Source organism: Rhizobacter sp. P2_D12, from assembly GCF_056404395.1.
In genome coordinates, this window is the sequence record NZ_JBFUEB010000005.1 from 1 (window position 1) to 18,192 (window position 18,192).

Consider the following 18,192-nt stretch of genomic DNA (forward strand, 5'->3'; position numbering starts at 1 on the left):
GGCCCGCGCCGCGGTGTCGCGGCGGGCGGCGCCTCGGCCACGGCGGCCTCGTCGTCGTCGTCGGCCAGCAGGTGGCGCGCGACGCGCCAGCGCTGGCCGAGCGGGCCATAGCCGTCGGCGGYGGCCTCCCAGTGCAGCTCGGCGAGGGGCGCCTGCAGCTGCAGGTTGAGCTGCCGCGGCGCGCTGCGCTGCAGCGTCGCACCGATTGCGCCGGGAAACAGCTGCGCGTACAAGGCGGGCCCCGCGGATGGATCGGATTCAGCCGCCTGCGACAGCCGGCGCCAAGCGGGCAGCTCGGCGCGCACGCGCGCGTGCCGCCCCACCGATCGTCCGTCGGTCAGGAACGCGTCGTAGTGGCCGGTGTCGTCCAGGCGTGCCGTGAGCTGGAACGGCGGCAAACCCTGGGCTCGCGCATTGCGCATCTGATCTTCCCCCTGGGGGAAATCTAACCGCAAACGCGCCTGTCTGACACATATTGCTACAGCTCATCGGCCCGACTGTGCGGCCTGAGGCGCCCCATCGTCATCCCCAACATGCCGGACTAAGATGCGCCGACCACACGGCTTGCCGGGAGGTGTGCCCTTGGAACTCGCAGTGTCGGATCGCAGGCTGTTGCCCTGGTGGCGCACACCACGCCTGGCGCTGTGGCTGATCCTGGCCGGCGCCGCCGCGTTCGGCGTGACGGCGGGCGCCGGCTACCGCGGGCTGCAGGACCTCGCCGCGCACGCCGTCGAGCGCCGGCATGCCGAGGCCACGCTGGCGCTGCTCGACAAGACGCTCGCGCTGCTGCTGGACATCGAGACCGGCCAGCGCGGCTTCCTGCTGAGCGGCAACCCGGCCAGCCTGGAGCCGTACGAACGTGGCAAGGCGCGCTTCCCGGACACCTGGCTGGACCTGCTGCGGCACCTGGCGGTCGACGAGCCGGGCGGCGCGGCACGGGCCCGGCACCAGCGCCTCGAGGCGCTGGTGCAGCAGCGCATCGCGATCGCCGATGCCCACGTGCTGAAGCGGCGGGCCGAGGGCCCGGCCGCCGGCAGCGAGGCCGGCACAGACCTGGACGGCAGGCTCGCGATGGACGCGATCCGCTTCGAGTTCGAGACGCTGGGCGCGGCCCTGCGCGAACGGCTGGCCGCGCTCGAAGCGGTCGCCGCGCAGCTGCAGGCGCGCACCGCGGCGCTGATCATCGCGCTGACGGCCGGCGGCGTCGCGCTGATGGTGGGCGCGGTCTGGCTGCTGGTCGACGAGCGACGTCGGCGCGACAGCGCCGAGGCGGCGCTGCGGCGCTTCAGCCAGTTGCTCGAGAGCATGGTGGACGACCGCACGGCCGAGCTGCGCGCGGCACGCGACCGCATGCAGTCGTTCGCCCGCCAGCTGGACGAGAGCATCGAGGCCGAGCGGCGACGCCTCGCGCGCGAGGTGCACGACCAGTTCGGCCAGATCGTCACCGGCACGAAGATGGTGGTGCAGGAGCTGGCGCGCCAGCACCCCGAGTTGCCGCCCGACAAGGTGGCGCAGCTGGTCGGGCTGCTCGACGAATCGATCGCGACCGCGCGCCGCATCGCCAGCGCACTGCGCCCGCCGCTGCTCGACGACCTGGGGTTCGCGGCGGCGGTGGCGCATTTCGCGCAGCGCACCCGGCTGCCGGGCCGGCTCGAGGTGGTGGCCGACGTGCGGCAGGACGAGCACCTCGACGGCGACCAGGCCAACCAACTGTTCCGCATCGTCCAGGAGGCGACGACGAATGCGCTGCGCCACGCGCACGCGGCGCGCATCGTCGTCAGCGGCTGCCTGTGCCGCGGCGAGTACGTGCTGCGGATCGCCGACGACGGCATCGGCCCGCAGCCGGTGCGCGCCGATGCGAGCGGCCTGCGCAACATGCGCGAGCGTGCCGCGATGGTCGGCGGCTCGTTCGAGTTCGGCCCCGGGGCGCACGGCGGCTCGGAGGTGGTGGCGCGCATCCCGATCGCGCAGCGCGAGGAGCAGCCGGCATGAAGGTGCTGGTCGTCGACGACCACCCGATCATGCGCCTGGGCGTGCGCCAGCTGATCACCGGCGCGTGGCCGCAGGCCCAGGTGGACGAGGCGCCGACGCTGGCCGAGGCCTGCGACAAGCTCGTGCGCTTCGGGCCGGAGTTGATCGTGCTCGACCTGGGCCTGCCGGACACCACCGGCACCGAGGGCGTGAAGCGCATGCTGCAGCTGGCCCCGGGCGTGCCGATCCTGGTGCTGAGCTTCAACGTCGAGGCCGCCTATGCGGCGCAGTTGCTGAAGATGGGCGTGGCCGGCTACCTGCCGAAGGACCGTGCCGGAGACGAGCTGGTGACCGCGCTGCGGTGCATCGGCGAGGGCCGCAAGTACGTGACCGAGGAAGCCGCCAACCACCTGGTCGACCTGCTGGGCGGGCGCACGCAGGCCTGCGATCCGCACGAGCTGCTGTCGACCCAGGAGACGCGCGTGATGATGCTGATCGCCGCCGGCAAGACGCCGGCCGAGATGGCCCTGCTGATGAACCTGTCGGTCAAGACCATCGGCACCTACCGGGCGCGCCTGCTGGAAAAGACCGGCTGGAAGAACAACACCGAGCTGACAAAATACTGTGTCGCACGCGGACTGACGGATGCTGTATGAACGTCGTGATCGTCGAGGATTCCGAACTGATCCAGAAATGGCTGCAACGCTTGCTGGTCTCGGTGCCGGGGGTCGAGGTGGTGGGGGTCGCCGCCGCGCAGGACGAGGCGATCGCGATGATCGACCGCCTGGAACCCGACCTGGTGACGCTGGACATGGCGCTGTCACCCGGCCATGGCTTCAACGTGCTGAAGGCGCTGCGCCAGGCCGGCCACACCTGCAAGGTGCTGGTGCTGACGAACCAGGACACCGGCCCGCTGCGGCCGATGGCCGAGCAGCTGGGCGCGGACGGGCTGTATGACAAGAGCCTGGACGTGGCCACCGTGCTGGAGCAGGTGCGGGCCTGGGCCCAGCCGGACTGACGCCCTCAGAAACTTTCCTTGACCTCGACGACGAACTGCGCCCGCTTGATCGAGCTGTCGCCGTCGAGCGGGAACGCGACGTCGACGTGGATCACGTTGCCCAGCGACGTGCGGCTGTTGCCCAGCCGCAGCCCGAAGCCGATGTCCTTCAGCAGCTTGTGCGATGCATCCGGCACCGCCCCCTGCCCCCAGGTGCGGCCCATGTCGTAGAACACCGCGCCGCCGACGTTGAAGAGGCGGAACGGGTACCAGTTCGTGAACACCCGCTGCTCGGTCGTGAAGAGCCAGCGCCCCTCGCCGCTCTGGTAGCGCAGCGGGTAGCCGCGCAGGCCGGTGTCGCCGCCCAGCAGCACCTGCTGGCCGTCGTCCAGCGCCACGCCGCGCTGCCCCGACAGGCCCATGAAGAACGTGCGCCGGGCCGATTGCTTCAGGTAGTAGCGGCCCTCGGCCTTGAAGAGGCTGTTCTGCAGGTGGCCGTCCTCGACGCGCCCGATGCCCGACCCGGCCAGCAGCACCGTCTGGTTCGGCGTCAGCGCATGGCCCAGCGAGCCCCGCAGGTCGAACATCGTCGCGCGCCGGTCCGCGCCCAGGCTGGGCAGCGACTGGCCGAGCTTGCCCTTCAGGTGCCAGCCGAGCGAGACGTCCTCGGTCTTGCCGATCTGGTCCTGGTTGCGCACTTCGCTGAAGGCATCCTGGACCAGCTCGACGCCGATCCACGGGTAGACCAGCTGGCGCTCGGTGCCGGCCGGCATCGGCTCGCCGGCCGCCACCACCCGCGTGGCCCGGTGCTCGTCGAAGGTGATGCCGGCCGTCCAGCGCGTGACCCAGCCGTCGCGCAAGCCGGCCGACCAGCCGCCATACGCCACCAGCAGCCGGTCGTTCACGTCCAGCTGCCGGATCACCTCGCCGCGGTCGTAGACCGAATCGACGCGCGCCTCGTTGCGCACCTGCAGGCCGGCCGTCCACGGCGTGTCGAGCGCGTAGAACGGCCGTCCGACGATCAGTTCGTGCACGTGGCCGTCGCTGTTGTTCGAGTAGAGGCCCTGCAGCTCCCACCAGCTGTCGAGCACGTGGCGGTCGTGGTAGTTGACGCTCTTGCTGGTGCGATCGACCTCGGACTTGAACGCGAAACCGAGCTCCTTGCCCAGCCCCAGCACGTTCGCGTCCTCCAGGCTGAAGCCGCTGCTGTTCTTGCCGCCCGAGCGGCCGAGCGAGACGCCCGGGTTCAAGGTCCACACGTCCTGCGTCACCACCTCGAGGTCGACCACGCCGTCGTGCAGGCTGATCGGGCGGATGTGTGCATCGCGGAAGTACGACTCGGCACGCAGGATGCGTTCGGATTCGCGCAACAGCCGCGGGTCGTAGGGCTCGCCGGTCTTGAAGAGCAGGTGCGAGGCCACCACCGATTCGCGCGTCAGCGGGTGCAGCCGGTTGGCCCAGCGGAACAGCCACTTGTCCTCTTCGGGCAGGCGCGTGTCGAACAGGTTCAGGCGCTGGATGCGGATCTCGCCGACGCGGGCCCCGGCGGCCACCAGCGCTTCGTCGGCCGGCACTTCGGCCGGGCGCGGGCGTTCGAGTTCGGGGGCCTTGGGGCGCGGCGGACCGTCGTCATCCGACGGCGCCTCGCCGGCCGGCAGCACCGGCGGTTTCTCCTCGGCCGGCGGCGCGGGCTCGCTCTGTGCTGCCGAGGGCCAGGGCGCGATGCACGCGCCGCCCCAGGCGAGGCTCACCGCCACACGGACCGCGCACGAGCTCAGACGCCACCCCATCCGAATCCTTTCGGTTGAACTTGACTGCCACCCGCGTCGGACCGACCGCGCCTGCATGGTAGCCAATGCAAGGCACGCGGCGTGCCCGGGCCACGGGGCACAGGCAGAGGGCACGCGGATTGCCACCCTTTCATACCGCAGCTTCGGGCCCACGGCCCGAGAGCGGGACGCGACCGGCACGGGCCGGCACGTCACCTCTTCCAACATCTGCAAAGGAGTAGGACATGACCAAGCTCACCACCACGCTGACCCTCGTATCGGCCGCCGCGCTGGCGGCCGTCGTCTCGCTGTCGTCGGCCCAGTCGACCAACAGCACCACCGCCGGCGGCAGCAACACCGCGGCACCGGGCTCGAGCGCTGCCGATCCGAACCAGCCGAACGGGCCGGCGACGACGCCCGACATGACGACGACGCCAACGAACCAGAACACGACGGCCACGCCGACTGCGCAGGACACGCAGGTCAGCCCGAACAACCCGGACAACTCGGCCGCCCCGGCCACGATGTCGAAGCCGGACAACAGCGATTCGGCCACGACCATCAGCAGCGATCCGCTGGCACCGCGCGCCGACCGCAACTAAAGGCGTTCAGTTCAACGCCGAAGGGCCGGGCAAGTCAAGGCTTGCCCGGCCCTTCGTTCGTGGCGGTCTGGGCCAGCCGCGTCGGTGCCGCCTCGGGCATGCCGAACACCTGGGCCAGCGTGCGGCGATCGGGCACCAGGTACACCATCGCCCGGCCGCGGCTGAACATCGGGCTGATCACGCCGTTGTAGAAGGCCGGCGGCAGGTTGATGCAGCCGTAGCTGATGCGGTTGTCGTCGATGCCCGGCGAGGCCAGGCGCTGCGCGCGGCGCTCGCGCGGGTTGGTGGTGCGCACGCGGTGCATCGACACCGCGGCGCCGTAGTCGACCCAGACGATGTCCTCGCCGTCCGCATTGCGGCCCGGACGCGCGACGAAGCGGCCGGCCGGCGTGATGCGCTCGGACGGCAGGATGTCGGCGATCTTGCGCTCGCCGATGTCCGGCACCGAATCGTCGCCGCGCGCCGCGCCGAGCAGCGCGGGCGCCGAGCCCAGCAGGCGGCCCGCGGCATCGAACGCGAAGACGTGCGCACGCGGCTTGTCGATCAGCACGAACGGCAGGCCGCGGTTGTCGTTGCGGCCGATCACCCAGTCGCCCAGGCGGCGCACGTCGTTCGATGCATCCTCTTTCGCGAAATCCAGGTGCCGCGCGCGGTGCACCGCCGAGGCGTGCCATGCGTTGAGCGCCTGCTGTTCGCGGAAGGCCGGGGAGATCGGCTGCGCGATCAGGCACAGCACCACCGTCGCCACACCCATCAGCCCGGCATTGACCCACTCAAGCAGCGCCTCCTGGCGGGCTGCCGACCGGTCATTTTTGCCGGGCGTCGGCAGCTTGGCCATGGCGATGTCTGCCGGATCGCGAAGGGGCTCGGGCGTCATGCGGCACAGCGGCAATCGGCATGCCTGTGGGATAGGACGGTCGGTGCCGGGACCTCGTGTGCGCACGGCAGGCAGGCGTGGACTTTGTCGCGATTTCCCTGCCGCGCGCCGCGCGCGCTTTCCATAGCATTCGTGTTCTCAAGCCGGGCTTTCGGGCCCGGCTTCTTCATGACAGGGGCCCGGCAGGGACATCGGCATGCGTGTTGTAGGAAGATGGTTTCGATCGGCAGTTCTTGCCGGCCTGGGGATCGCCAGCGGCTGGGCGGGCGCGCAACAACTGCCATCCGACGCCTCGCCCGATGCGCGCGTCGCGATGCACTGGATCCTCGGCACGCACGACAACCAGGGCCGGCCGTTCGCGATCGTCGACAAGAAGGCGGCGCAGCTGCGCATCCATGCGGCCGATGGCCACCTGATCGGCAGCACGCCGGTGCTGCTCGGCCTGGCGCCGGGCGACCAGGCGATCGCCGGCATCGCGCAGCGCGCACCGTCGAGCCTGCGCCCCGCCGAGCGCACGACGCCGGCCGGGCGCTTCGAATCGCGACCGGGCCGCAACCTGCACGGCGAAGACATCGTGTGGATCGACTATGCGGCCTCGCTCGCGATCCACCGGCTGCGCCCGAGCCCCGCGCAGGAGCGGCGTGCACAGCGGCTGGCCTCGGCCGCGCCGGACGACAACCGCATCTCGCTCGGCTGCGTGGTGGTGCCGGTGGCGTTCTACGAACGTGTCGTCGCGCCGGTGCTGGGTCGTGAGCGCGCGGTGGTCTACGTGCTGCCGGAGGAACAGCCGGTGCTCGGGTTCTTCGAGGCGCAGTCGCTCTGAGCCACGCCGCGCGCCGCCCACAGCGCGCCCCCCATCACCACCATCCCCACCGCCTGCAGCACCGACAGGCTGCGCCCGTAGACCAGCCAGTCCATGCAGACGGCCGTGAACGGGTAGACGAACTGCAGCAGCGCGATGCGGCTGGTCGGCAGCCTTGCCATGCCGGCGTACAGCAGCACATAGGCCAGCCCGGTGTGGATCACCCCCAGCCCGGCCAGCCAGGCCCATGTGGCCGGTTGCGCCGGCCAGCCCTGCGCCAGCGGCCACCAGGCCGTCAGCACCAGCCCGACCCCGCATTGCCACCAGGCCAGCGCGAACGATGAAGCCCCTTGCACCGTCTTCGCGATCAGCGTGACCGCCGCATAGCTGAGCGAGCCGCCCAGGCACATCGCCAGGCCGGCCAGGTAGCCGGACGACAGCGCGGCGCCCTGCCCGGGCTGCACCAGCCCGGTCGCCAGCGCAAGGCCTGCCAGCGCCAGCAGCGCAGCGGCCCAGCGGCGCGGCGGGATGCGCTCGCGCAGCCACCACGCGCCGAAGCCCATCACCCACAGCGGCTGCACGTGGAACACCACGGTGGCCACCGCGATCGAGGTGCGCTGGATCGCCGCGAAGAACAGCGCCCAGTTCGCCACCATCAGCACCCCGGCGGCCACCGCCGCCAGCAGCGCGCGCGGCGCGAGGCGCAGCTCGCCCAGCCGGCCGCTGGCCGCGCCCCAGGCCAGCAGCGCCAGCGCGCCGAAGCCGCAGCGAAAGCACACGGCCATCAGCGGGTGCGCGCCGGCCTCCTCGACGAAGACGCCCAGCGTGCCCAGCAGCAGGCCGCCGGCCGTCATCAGCCACGCGCCGCGCTCGGCCGGCGACGGCGCAGGCGGGGTGGCGGGCAGCGGCGCGGCAGTGTTCATCGCCACATCGTCGGCGCGGCCGGAGATCCCGTAAAGCGCATAGTTCAGCTGGCTATCATTCGATTCCATGAACCGTCCCGACCTTCAACTCGACTGGCTGCGCGCCTTCGTCGCCGTCGTCGATGCCGGCTCGCTGACGGCCGCCGCGCCGCAGGTGCACCGCTCGCAATCGGCGCTGAGCATGCAGATCCGCAAGCTGGAGGATGCGGTCGGCCGGCCGGTGCTGACGCGCGGCCCGCGCCACCTGGCGCTGACGCCGGCCGGGCACGAGCTGCTCGGCTATGCGCGCCGCCTGCTCGAGCTGCACGCCGAGGCCGTCGGCGCGATGAACGACACGCGCGTCAGCGGCCACGTGCGGCTGGGCGTGCCCGACGACTACGCGGTGGCCTACCTCGCGCCGGTGCTGCGCACCTTCGCCAGCCGGCACGGGCGGGTCGAGATCACGCTGGTCTGCGAGCAGTCCACCGTGCTGATCCCCAAGCTGCAGCGCGGCGAGGTGGACGTGGCCATCGTCACGCGCGACCGGCCGCAGCGCGGCACGCTGCTGTTCCGCGAGCCGATGGCCTGGGTGGGCGCGGCGCAGCACGAGGCCTGGCGGCGCGACCCGCTGCCGCTGGCGATGTACGAAGCCGGCAGCCTGGCGCGCAAGGCGGTGCTGGATGCGCTGGCCGGGCAGCGGCGCAGCCACCGCATCGTCTCGAACAGCCCGAGCCTGGTCGGCCAGCTGGCGGCGGTCGAGGGTGGGCTGGCCGTGGCCGCACTGACGCGCTGCAGCGTGCCGGCCGGCCTGCAGGTGCTGGACCAGCGGCACGGCCTGCCGCCGCTGCACGACATGGAGGTCGCGGTGGTGCGCAGCAAGGCCAGCCAGGGCAGCCCGGCAGCCGATGCGATGCAGGCGCAGATCGTGCAAACCTTGCGCCGCAGCCCCCCTTGATGGGGGCTCCCGGCGGCAGCGCCCCCTCCTAGAATCCGCCATCACATTCGGACACAAGACCTGGAGGGCGGGAGCTGATGGTGAAGAAGAGCGTGGTGGGGGTGCTGGCCGTGCTGGCGGCGAGCGGTGCGTTCGCGCAGACGATGTACCGCTGCAAGGCGGGCAACTCGACCTATGTGTCGGACCGGCCCTGCACCGCCGGTACCGGCTCGACGCTCGGCGCGATGGCACCGGCGCCGGCGCATGGCTCGCAGCCGCCGCAGGCGACCTACGTGCCGCGGCCGCAACAGGCCCCCGAGCACACCGCCTACCTGAGTTCGGCCTGCGCCGACATCAGCGAGGCGATCCGCACCGGCCCGTCGCGCGGGGTGCGCGGCGACGTGATCGCCGGGCTGCACAAGGAATACCGCGAGAAGTGCGCCGACGACGACATGGCGGCGCGGCAGCGCGTCGCCGAAGACCGGCAGCGCGACCGCGACTCGAAGCGCTCGGCCCAGGTGGCCGAGCGGCAGCAGCAGCAGCAGGTCAAGCTGACGCAGGAGCAGTGCAGCGAGATGCTGCGCATCCTGGCCGGCAAGCGCAAGCAGGCCGACGGCATGAACGACGGCGAGCGCGGCGACCTGCAGCGCTTCGAGGCGGCCTACACCGAGCGCTGCAAGCGCTGAAGGCTCAGGCCGCCAGCGGCACCGGGGCTGCCGCTGCGTCCGCTGCCGGGCGGTTGAGTTCGCCGCCCAGCGCCTCGATCAGCGCCGGGATCAGCTGCTTCAGCTCGCCGGTGACCAGTGCCACGTCGGCATCGAAGTGATCCTCGTCCTTGGTGGCGGTGGAGGCGCCTTCGAGCACGACGTCGAGCAGCTTGACCTTCTTGATCGTCATCGCATCGGTGAGCACGAACGAGACCCGGCTCGACCAGGTCATGGCCAGCTGCGTCGGCAGCTTGCCCTGCGTGATGTGCAGGCCGACCTCGTCGATGTCGAGCGTGTGGCGCGCATAGCGCACGGTGGCCTTCTCGCTGTCGGGCTGCTTCAGCTCGCATTCGCGGTCGATCGTGAAGCCGGCAGGCGCCTCCTTGCTGGTCAGCCATTCGGCCATCGCGGTGGCGGGCGAGATCTCGCTTTGCGCGAGGCTGAGCCGGATGCCGCCGCCCAGCAGCTCGACCAGCATCGTGACGACGCGGTCGGCCTTGGCGGTGCTGGCGGCGTCGATCACGACGAAGCCGGCGCGCACGTCGATCCAGACGAGGGTGGCGGAGCGCTTCGGGAAGGCGCGCGGCAGCAGGTCCTGCACGATCTCCTCCTTCAGCTCCTTGGCGATCTTGCCCTTGGGGCGGCGGCCGGTCTCGGCCTCGATGCGGTCGAGCCGGGCCTCGAGTTCGGCCTTGATCACCGAGGCCGGCACCGCCTTGCGCTCGACGCCCAGGCGCAGCACCAGGTGGCCGCCGACGTTCTCGATCAGCGCGCCTTCCTTGTCGCCGCGCGGCTGCAGCCAGCCGGCGGATTCAGGCTGCGTCGCGCCGCAGGCGGTGAAGCGGCTGCCGGAGAGGCGTTCTTCGACCTCGTCGAGGGGCGGCGGGGTCCATTGGTCGATGCGGTAGAGGAGCGCGTTCTTGAACATGGGCACAACAGGAGTGGGGCCCGGATTGTAGGAGCTGCGGCTCAGGCCCCCTTGGCGAGCAGCACGACGCGGACGGTCTCCTTGCCGTGCTCGGTGCAGAAGGCCTGCAGCGCGGACGCGAGCGTGGCATGGGATTCGCCGGGGTCCTGCGCGCAGCGCCAGGGCGGCGATGCGCCGGATGACCGGGTTCTTTCCAGCAGGAGCCACGGGCTGCCGGCCGACATCGGCACATCGGTCAGCACCACGCGGCAGCCCGAGCCGAGCTTCTGTTCCAGCCACGGGGTGCCTTCAGCGATGTTGTCCCGACTGATCAGGCGGTCATGCAAGACCGTACCCTCGAGGCCGTGCGAACGCTCGAAGCCCTGCGACAGCTCGCGCAGCGACGCCGCGGCGCCGGCGCTGCGGATGAACGCCGCATCGACACCGGACCCCGGTTCGTCGACCAGCCAGCGCAGTGCGGCCGCCGGCGCACCGCTTCGCCGCTCGACCGGCACCGGCTGCCCCCAATCGCAGCGCGCGACCCAGCGCCGCAGCGCATCGGCCCGGACGACCGCCAACGTGCCATGGCCCGGGTCGCAATGGAAATCGCCATTCGCGGCGCGATGCCAGGTCTGCCTGGGAAACCGTCTGCGGATCGAGGGATGGCGGAGGAACGCGGCCGGAGGACGATCTCCCGCCCCACCGAATCGCCGTGTCCATTCTTCGCGCAGGACCCGTTCCAGTTCCTCTCGATCGGTCTGCGGCGCCACCTGATCCGGCAGCGCACAGCCCGACGCCAGATACTGGATCGCCAGCCACAGGTCTTCATCGGTGCACACCTTTCGGCTCGTCAGAAAATGCCGATGGATGCGGACCGCGTTGCCCTCGACCGGCTTGCCGAGCACGCCGTGCACAGCCAGGATCGCCTGGCGCCCGCCGTTCCAGTGCCTGTCGGCGAAGCGACAGAACGCATCGAGATCATCACGCACCAGGCTGCCTTCCTGCCACTGGAAGGCATCGCGGTCACGCGTCTCGGCGGCGACCGAGGCCAGCAGCGCCTGCATGTGATCCATGAACAGGGTCGGCGGCACACTGCGGAACAGGCGATCGGCTGCGGCCCACATCTCCTCGTTCGTCAACGCACGCGCATCGCGGAAATACCCGTTCTGCTGCAGCCATTCATTCATCCCGTGCAGGTCGATCTGTTCGCCTTTCAGGTGCCGATCGAGCAACACCGCGAACTTGCGGGCCTGGGGGTCCGCGCGCTTGTGCAGGCGCGCGATCCAGCAGGCGGCCTGGAAGCTCGGCAGCAGCGCGCCCGGCGGCAACTTGGGCGGCATCGACGCCAGTCCGAATGCCGTTGCGTATTCCGCGCGGCGTGCCACCAGCTCTGCCCACTCGATGTCACGCTCGCTCGCGCCACGACGCCGCATCTCGCACGCGTTCGCCCGGACCATCGCTTCGATGTCGGCGAGCAATGCCGCGTCGATGGACGAGAGCGCCAGAAACGCCTGGATCGCCGCCTCGATCACAGGATCGAGGTGCCCATCGGTCGGCCGGCGGGACAGCAGGTCGGCGAACTGATCCAGCGAGACGTGCGCATGGCGGCGCAACTCGATCTTGCGGACGTACCCGCCGGCGAAACCGTCGCGCCCGCCCGTCCAGTAGCCTTGGGTGCCGGCCACCGAGACACGGCCTGTGTCCGCGAAGGTCTTGCTCCGGTCCCCTGCCGGTGTGGTGCCGGCCAGCGTGGTCGCGTCATATTGCCCCCGCCGCGCCTTGGAACGCAGCTCTTCCCGGGTACCCGCCTTCACGCAGTAGGTTCCGAGGTACACCGCGCCGACGAGCGTGCTGAAGGCGGCGGCGGTCACGGCCAGCGGCCATGCCAGCGCCGCCGTGCCCACCGCACCGGTGACGACCGCTGCCGTCGCGAGCGGCGTGCTCCCGACGGCATTGCAAACCCCCCTGCCGATGCGCACGCGTGCGAATCCCTTCTCGTAGCGCGCCTGCTGCATCAGGCGCCGCTGCTGCTTCAGCGCCGCCTCCAGGACGTCGATGAGGATGCCGCGGTCGCCAGCGACGTCAACCGGGCAGCCCTTGCGCAGCTGCTCGATGAGTTGCCGGATTTGCCGACAACTGGCCTTGCAGCGGCGGTATTCCTGCTTGCGAAAGCTGAGCTCACCGAGCCCGACCGAAATGTCGATTCCGGCGCACGCGAGCGTCAGGACCACGCCTGCCCCCGCCAGCGCCGTGCCGGCGGCGCTCAGGCCACAGGCAGCGAGATCGGCCCCCGAGTGGACCTTGAGGCCCATGCCGGCGGCGCCAAGCAGGGCGCCGATGGACGAGAGGCCGGTGTCTCGCACCGTGGCGGCGCAGCAGCGCTTCCAGGCCTGGCGAGCCTCCTTGTCGAACAAGGTGCAGCGCGACAGCGCGGCCTGGCAGCGGCGGAAGCCGTAGACCACCTCCGGGCCCGGGGCCGGCGGCTTTCCCGGTTCGCGGTGGTGGAGGTACTCCCGGAAGTGCCGGTAGAAGACGACGATCTCGACCTTCGAGCGATCCTGCTCGCGGACCGTGTCGAGAAATGTGTTGAACTGATCCAGGCTGTCCAGCAACGTGCATCCGGTGACCACCGCACCAGTGACACCCAACGCTTCCAGTGCACCGGCAGGTGCCGGACAGCCGGAGCCGGTGGGTGTCGTCGCGCCGTTCAACGCCCCCCGAAACAGCAGATTGCCGGACCACAGCCCCGCGGCCCCGCCGGTCACGGGCGCCACCAGCGTCCTCGCGTCGCCGCCGGCCCTGAACGCCTTGCTGCCCGTCTTGCGCGGCCGATTCAGGACGCTTCGGCTCGCGAACCCGGTTTGACGCCGCAGTTCGGCCGGCTTGGCCCGCACGGCGTCGTAGCGGGTCGGCACGGATGGCGCCGGCAGGTAGACGCCGCGCCCGGATTCGGTCACCAGGCCGCGGGCCACCAGCTTGCGGGCCAGGCGCTCCACCTCGGCCGCGATGGCCTGCGTCGCCAGGTCTTCGAGCTCCTTCAACGCCTGCTGGGCACGCCGCTGCAGTTCTTCGGGGCTGGGGGCTTGCGGCTCGACCTTCCGAAGCTTGGAGCCCATGCCGGGGGCGACACCAGGCAGCGGACCATGTGACCCCACTCTGACATCGCCCATGAGCAGCATCCTCAGGTTCGCACAGCCCCCCGATCGACGGGCTTGTGCTCGCCGATGCGTCCCCCCGGGGGAATGCTGCTGAGTGGGTGGGAACAGCGCTTCGTTCGATGTCCAGATGAACCAGGCCCACGGACCGCCGGCGTCACCAGAGGTGCTTGCCGTCGATCACCTGCACCGCCGCCTCGGCCGCGTTGTAGTGGTCGAACAGCCGCGCATTGATGCCGATGCGCCGCGTCTTGCCGTCCCAGCTGCCGTCGGACTGGAAATCCGGGCTGTCGCTGTAGGTGCCGACGCCGCAGCGGTTGCAGAAGTGGTGCAGCACCTGGCGGGTGTTCCACAGGTAGACCTGGTCATGGTCCGGCGCCCGGGTCAGCCGGAACTGCGCCGGCGCGCAGTACGCGAGCAGCGCCCCTCGCCTGGCGCAGAACGAGCAGGTGCAGCGCGTCAGCTGGGCCGGGATCTCGGCGTCCATCGCGAACGCGGTGTCGCCGCAATGGCAGCTTCCGGTGACGGGCATGCCGATCGCCTCATGCGACTTCTTCGAAGCGCCCGTACACCGGCTCCCAGTGCGACTCGTTCGATGCGACGCCGGTCACCGAGTGCTCGCTGAAGTCCAGCACCACCGTCAGCGTGTCGCCCGTGGTCGACAGGTAGGACACCAGGCAGACCTGGTCGGTGACCCAGTCGACGGCGCCGTCGTCCTGAAAATGATGCTCGTCGGTCGTGCCCCGGGTCGGGCCGTCGGTCCACGACAGCCGCAGCGTCTTGCCGCGGACCGGGTCGTGCATCTTCGAAGAGGCGTGGGTGAACATCGGCATGGCAAGCTCCCGGCTGGAGATGCCTGCATTGAGCCGGCTGCCGGCCGCGCTGCCTATCGTCGAAGGCCGCCCCGCCGCGTAGGATTTGGCTGACGCGCGCCTCCCCGACACCGGACCCGGCGATGGCAAGAAAAACCGTTCGGGCTGAGCCTGTCGAAGCCTTCGTGCCTCGCGCGCAGGCCCTTCGACAGGCTCAGGGCGAGCGGTTCGCAATGGCGCGCGTGTGGCCGGACCCGAACCACTCTCGGGTCTGGTTTGCTCAGGCCGGGATCACGCTGACCGACACATCCAGCTGCTGGTCCCCGCCGCCCAGGATCACGCCGCGCAGCGGCACCACGTCGGCGAAATCCGCGCCCCAGGCGAGCGTGATGTAGCGCTCGTCGGCCAACTGGTTGTTGGTCGGGTCGAACTCCACCCAGCCATGGGCCGGCGACCAGGCGGCCACCCAGGCGTGCGAGGCATCCACGCCCAGCAGCCGCGGCCGGCCCTCGGGCGGATCGGTCAGCAGGTAACCCGAGACATAGCGCGCCGGCAGGCCGTGGCCGCGCAGGCACGCGATCATCAGGTGCGCGAAGTCCTGGCACACGCCGCGCTTCTGGTACAGCACCTCGTCGACCGAGGTGCTGACGGTGGTCGCGCCCGATTCGAACTCGAAATCCTGGTGGATCGCCTGCGTCAGCGCCATCACGGCCTCGAACCAGTCGCGCCCCGGCGCCAGCGCGCTGCGCGCATAGAGCCGCGCCCCTTCGGACAGCGGCACCAGCGCCGTCGGCTCGCACATGCAGGCCGGCTCCAGCCCGCCGACCGCCGGTGTGTTGCGCACCGCGTCGCGCACCGATTCCCAGGCCTGCGTGGCGCTGGCCCAGACCGGCCGCGTGCCGACCTCGACGCTGCAGTGCATGCGCACGCGCAGCAGCCGGTGCGCGCCGTGCAGCCCGAAGTGCGTGACGGTGTTGCCGAAGCTGTCGGGCGCCTCGTGGCGCTCGTCCGGCGGCGGGTCGATCTGCAGCTGCCACGACAGCAGCTTCTGCCACGGCAGCGGGCGCGGCGCCAGGCGGGCCAGCTGCCACGATTGCGAGACCGGCGCCGAGTACGCATAGCGCGTCTCGTGCTCGACCGTGTAGCGGTTCATGTCAGCCCCTCGTCGGATGGGTACATCCGCCGATCCCCCGAGGGGATGCCGGCCGGCTTGGGACGGCCCGGCGCTCGGCCGGCGTGCGCTTGCATGTCTTCATGCTAAGCCACCAGCGACAAGACGCTGCGCGACGCGGCGTGCGAGAAGAACTTCAGCGTCAGCTCGTCGGACACCGTGTAGGCGGCCTTCTGCAACTGCTCGATCACCGCCGCCAGCGCCTCGCTTTCCGGGTGCAGGTCGTTCGGGCCGAGCGCCAGCAAGGCCGCCTGCGCCGGGCCGAGCACGTCGCTCGCGAAGCGGCCATGCGTGCGCTCCAGCCGGTCGGTGTATTCGACCAGCCCCTTCACCTGGAAGGCCACCGAGCGCGGGTTGGTCTCGTCGCGCAGCAGCAGGTCGAGCACCGGCAGCCATTCGGGCGCCACCAGGTAGCGCGAGCGGTAGGTGACGGTCGAATCGGCCAGCTCCAGCAGCCAATCGAGCCCGCTGCTGCGGCCTTCGCGCGTCGCGGTCTTCAGCGCCAGGCACAGGTTGGACAGCCGCTCGATGCGCCGCCCGATCGACAGGAARCGCCACGAGGTGCTGCGCGTCATGCCGTCGAGCACGAAGCCCGACAGCGTCATCATCGACGTCACCGCGCGGTCCAGCCAGGCCAGCGCCAGCGCCAGCGAGCCGCCGCGCTGGAACACCGGGTCGGCGATCAGCTGGTTCAGCGTGCGCCAGTTGTCGGCCGACATGCGGTCGCGCAGGTTGAAGGCCACGCGCAGCAGCTGCCGCAGCCGCACGCTCAGGCCCTCGTCCGGGTGCGTCGCGGCGCGCAGCAACTCGGTGCCGACGTTGTCGAGCGAGTCGATCAGGCCCATGCGTTTCGCGAGCGCCAGCGTCGGCGTCAACCCGTCCTCCGGGTCGTCGGCGCGCGCATCGACATTGCCCAGCACCCCCGCCACCGCGACGCGCAGCAGCCGCGCCGAGGCGTCGCAGCGCTCGCCGTAGCGGCCGAACCAGAACAGGTTCTCGGCGGTGCGCGACGGCACCGTGCCCTTGGTCGACGCCAGGTCGGCCGGCGTCACGGTGCGCGTCAGCAGCGAGAACGAGGCATTCACCGGGCGGTCGGACAGCACCCAGGTGTCCTTCGAGCGGCCGCCGCGCTGCATGCCGATCACGCGATCGTCCTCGTCGCCGGCCACGCGCGTCAGCCCGCCGGGCATCACGCGGTAGCCGCCGGGCGTCGCGACCGCGAACACGCGCAGCCCGACGGTGCGCGCGCTCAGGTGCTCGCGGTGGCGGTCGCTGTGTTGCGCACTACTGCGCTGCTCGCGCTCGAGCACCGGCGCCTGCGACACGCGCACCCATTCCTGCGCCACGTAGCGCTGCGGCCGGGCCGCGACGCGGGCGCGCAGCAGCACGCGTTCGTCGTCGCTCAGGTCGGCGCCGAACACCGCCGGCTCGCCGGCCGAGCGATCCAGCGGCTTGATGATCAGGTGGTCGATGCGCTTCCAGGCGTCCTCGAAGGCGGCCGGCTCGCCCAGCCACCAGGTGGCCACCGACGGCAGTCTCAAAGGCTCGCCGAGCAGTTGCTCGCTGAGCTGCGGCAGGTAGCCGAGCAGCGCGCCGGATTCGAGCACGCCCGAACCCAGCGCGTTGGCCAGCAGCACCGTGCCGCGGCGCGCGCAGTCGGTGAGGCCGGCCACGCCCAGCGCCGAATCGGAGCGCAGCTCGAGCGGGTCGCAGTAGTCGTCGTCCTGGCGGCGCAGCAGCGCATGCACGCGCTTCAGCCCGTCGACGGTCTTCATCCACACGCAGCCGTCGCGCACCGTCAGGTCGCTGCCCTCGACCAGCGCGAAGCCGAGGTAGCGCGCCAGCAGCGCATGCTCGAAGTAGGTCTCGTTGTACGGGCCCGGCGTCAGCAGGCCGATCAGCGGCGCGCCGTCGCCCTTGGGCGCCAGGCGCAGCAACGATTCGCGCAGGCTCGAGAAGAACGACGCCAGGTGCTGCACGTGCAGGTCGCGGAACATCTGCGGGAACACGCGCGAGACCACCAGCCGGTTCTCCAGCGCATAGCCGGCGCCGGACGGCGCCTGCGTGCGGTCGTTGACCACCCACCAGCGGCCGTCGGGCGAGCGCGCCAGGTCGGCGGCGTACTGGAACAGGTGCACGCCGCCGGCCGGGCGGATGCCCTGCACCTGGTGCAGGAAGCCGCTGTGGCCGAACACCACCGACGGCGGGATGCTGCCGTCCTGCAGCAGCTGCTGCGGGCCGTAGACGTCGGCCAGCACGCGGTTCAGCAGGTCGGCGCGCTGCGCGATGCCGGCCTCGATCTCGTCCCATTCGGCGGGCGAGATCAGCAGCGGCAGCGGGTCGACCTCCCAGGGGCGGTCGGCCCCCTGCGGGTCGGCATAGACGTTGTAGGTGATGCCGTTCTCGCGGATCTCGCGCTCCATCAGCGACAGGGTGTCGCCGATGTCGGGCCCCTGGCGCGAGGCCAGGGCTTTCAGGAAGGCTTCCCAGTGGGGGCGGGGTTCGCCGGGTTCGGCCAGCAACTCGTCGTAGCGGCCTTCGCGGACGGTGTACCCCTCAAGCAGATTTCGCAGCATGTGATGACAT

General features: G+C 71.0%; 17 protein-coding genes. 7 read left to right on the forward strand and 10 right to left on the reverse strand.

All coding sequences use genetic code 11. The annotated features are described in order from the left end of the window. Positions 1-422: hypothetical protein (locus tag AC1DYN_RS02555; RefSeq protein WP_477957531.1), on the reverse strand; the 422-nt coding region annotated here is incomplete at its 3' end. Between the two features lie 190 nt (positions 423-612). On the opposite strand from AC1DYN_RS02555, the gene AC1DYN_RS02560 reads away from it, so the two are divergent. The 3 genes from AC1DYN_RS02560 to AC1DYN_RS02570 are packed head-to-tail and all read left to right on the forward strand — an operon-like array spanning position 613 to position 2,989. Beyond that, positions 613-1,992: a CHASE3 domain-containing protein gene (locus tag AC1DYN_RS02560; protein WP_477957532.1), complete on the forward strand. Its 1,380-nt coding sequence runs from the start codon at positions 613-615 to the stop codon at positions 1,990-1,992. Beyond that, positions 1,989-2,627 carry a response regulator gene (locus tag AC1DYN_RS02565; RefSeq protein WP_477957533.1) on the forward strand — a complete coding sequence of 213 codons (639 nt, stop codon included), beginning with the start codon at positions 1,989-1,991 and terminating at the stop codon, positions 2,625-2,627. The genes AC1DYN_RS02560 and AC1DYN_RS02565 overlap by 4 nt, the downstream gene beginning before the upstream one ends. Next, on the forward strand, positions 2,624-2,989 hold the full coding sequence (locus AC1DYN_RS02570; protein ID WP_477957534.1) for a response regulator: 366 nt from the start codon (positions 2,624-2,626) through the stop codon (positions 2,987-2,989). Before AC1DYN_RS02565 ends, AC1DYN_RS02570 begins: the two co-directional genes overlap by 4 nt. A 5-nt stretch (positions 2,990-2,994) precedes the next feature. On the opposite strand, the gene AC1DYN_RS02575 is transcribed toward AC1DYN_RS02570, so the two are convergent. Beyond that, on the reverse strand, positions 2,995-4,758 hold the full coding sequence (locus AC1DYN_RS02575; RefSeq protein WP_477957535.1) for a BamA/TamA family outer membrane protein: 1,764 nt from the start codon (positions 4,756-4,758) through the stop codon (positions 2,995-2,997). Positions 4,759-4,982: 224 nt separating this feature from the next. On the opposite strand from AC1DYN_RS02575, the gene AC1DYN_RS02580 reads away from it, so the two are divergent. After that, on the forward strand, positions 4,983-5,339 hold the full coding sequence (locus AC1DYN_RS02580) for a hypothetical protein (RefSeq protein WP_477957536.1): 357 nt from the start codon (positions 4,983-4,985) through the stop codon (positions 5,337-5,339). 34 nt (positions 5,340-5,373) lie between these two features. Here the strand turns inward: AC1DYN_RS02580 and AC1DYN_RS02585 are convergent, their stop codons facing one another. Further along, complete coding sequence (locus tag AC1DYN_RS02585; protein ID WP_477957537.1) at positions 5,374-6,177, reverse strand: hypothetical protein; 804 nt, start codon at positions 6,175-6,177, stop codon at positions 5,374-5,376. A 235-nt stretch (positions 6,178-6,412) separates the two neighbouring features. Between AC1DYN_RS02585 and AC1DYN_RS02590 the strand changes: the two genes are divergently transcribed. Then, complete coding sequence (locus AC1DYN_RS02590) at positions 6,413-7,039, forward strand: L,D-transpeptidase (RefSeq protein WP_477957538.1); 627 nt, start codon at positions 6,413-6,415, stop codon at positions 7,037-7,039. On the opposite strand, the gene AC1DYN_RS02595 is transcribed toward AC1DYN_RS02590, so the two are convergent. Further along, entirely contained in the window at positions 6,982-7,941 is a 960-nt protein-coding gene (locus AC1DYN_RS02595; protein ID WP_477957539.1) for a DMT family transporter, read from the reverse strand. The genes AC1DYN_RS02590 and AC1DYN_RS02595 overlap by 58 nt on opposite strands. 67 nt (positions 7,942-8,008) lie before the next feature. Between AC1DYN_RS02595 and AC1DYN_RS02600 the strand changes: the two genes are divergently transcribed. Together AC1DYN_RS02600 and AC1DYN_RS02605 are read left to right on the forward strand one after the other, a co-directional pair. Further along, entirely contained in the window at positions 8,009-8,875 is an 867-nt protein-coding gene (locus AC1DYN_RS02600; RefSeq protein WP_477957540.1) for a LysR family transcriptional regulator, read from the forward strand. Between the two features lie 77 nt (positions 8,876-8,952). Then, on the forward strand, positions 8,953-9,540 hold the full coding sequence (locus AC1DYN_RS02605) for a hypothetical protein (RefSeq protein ID WP_477957541.1): 588 nt from the start codon (positions 8,953-8,955) through the stop codon (positions 9,538-9,540). Positions 9,541-9,544: 4 nt separating this feature from the next. On the opposite strand, the gene AC1DYN_RS02610 is transcribed toward AC1DYN_RS02605, so the two are convergent. The 6 genes from AC1DYN_RS02610 to AC1DYN_RS02635 form a co-directional block, all read right to left on the reverse strand. Beyond that, a complete protein-coding gene (locus AC1DYN_RS02610; protein WP_477957542.1) occupies positions 9,545-10,489 on the reverse strand; it encodes a recombination-associated protein RdgC in 945 nt (314 codons plus the stop codon). A gap of 41 nt (positions 10,490-10,530) precedes the next feature. After that, positions 10,531-13,584 carry a hypothetical protein gene (locus tag AC1DYN_RS02615; RefSeq protein WP_477957543.1) on the reverse strand — a complete coding sequence of 1,018 codons (3,054 nt, stop codon included), beginning with the start codon at positions 13,582-13,584 and terminating at the stop codon, positions 10,531-10,533. 196 nt (positions 13,585-13,780) lie between these two features. Further along, positions 13,781-14,155 carry a GFA family protein gene (locus AC1DYN_RS02620; protein WP_477957544.1) on the reverse strand — a complete coding sequence of 125 codons (375 nt, stop codon included), beginning with the start codon at positions 14,153-14,155 and terminating at the stop codon, positions 13,781-13,783. 10 nt (positions 14,156-14,165) lie between these two features. Continuing rightward, positions 14,166-14,456 (reverse strand): hypothetical protein, encoded by a 291-nt coding sequence (locus AC1DYN_RS02625; RefSeq protein ID WP_477957545.1) that lies wholly within the window; start codon positions 14,454-14,456, stop codon positions 14,166-14,168. A 259-nt stretch (positions 14,457-14,715) separates the two neighbouring features. After that, complete coding sequence (locus AC1DYN_RS02630) at positions 14,716-15,588, reverse strand: transglutaminase family protein (protein WP_477957546.1); 873 nt, start codon at positions 15,586-15,588, stop codon at positions 14,716-14,718. A 104-nt stretch (positions 15,589-15,692) separates the two neighbouring features. Beyond that, a complete protein-coding gene (locus AC1DYN_RS02635; protein WP_477957547.1) occupies positions 15,693-18,182 on the reverse strand; it encodes a circularly permuted type 2 ATP-grasp protein in 2,490 nt (829 codons plus the stop codon). Positions 18,183-18,192: the final 10 nt, after the last annotated feature.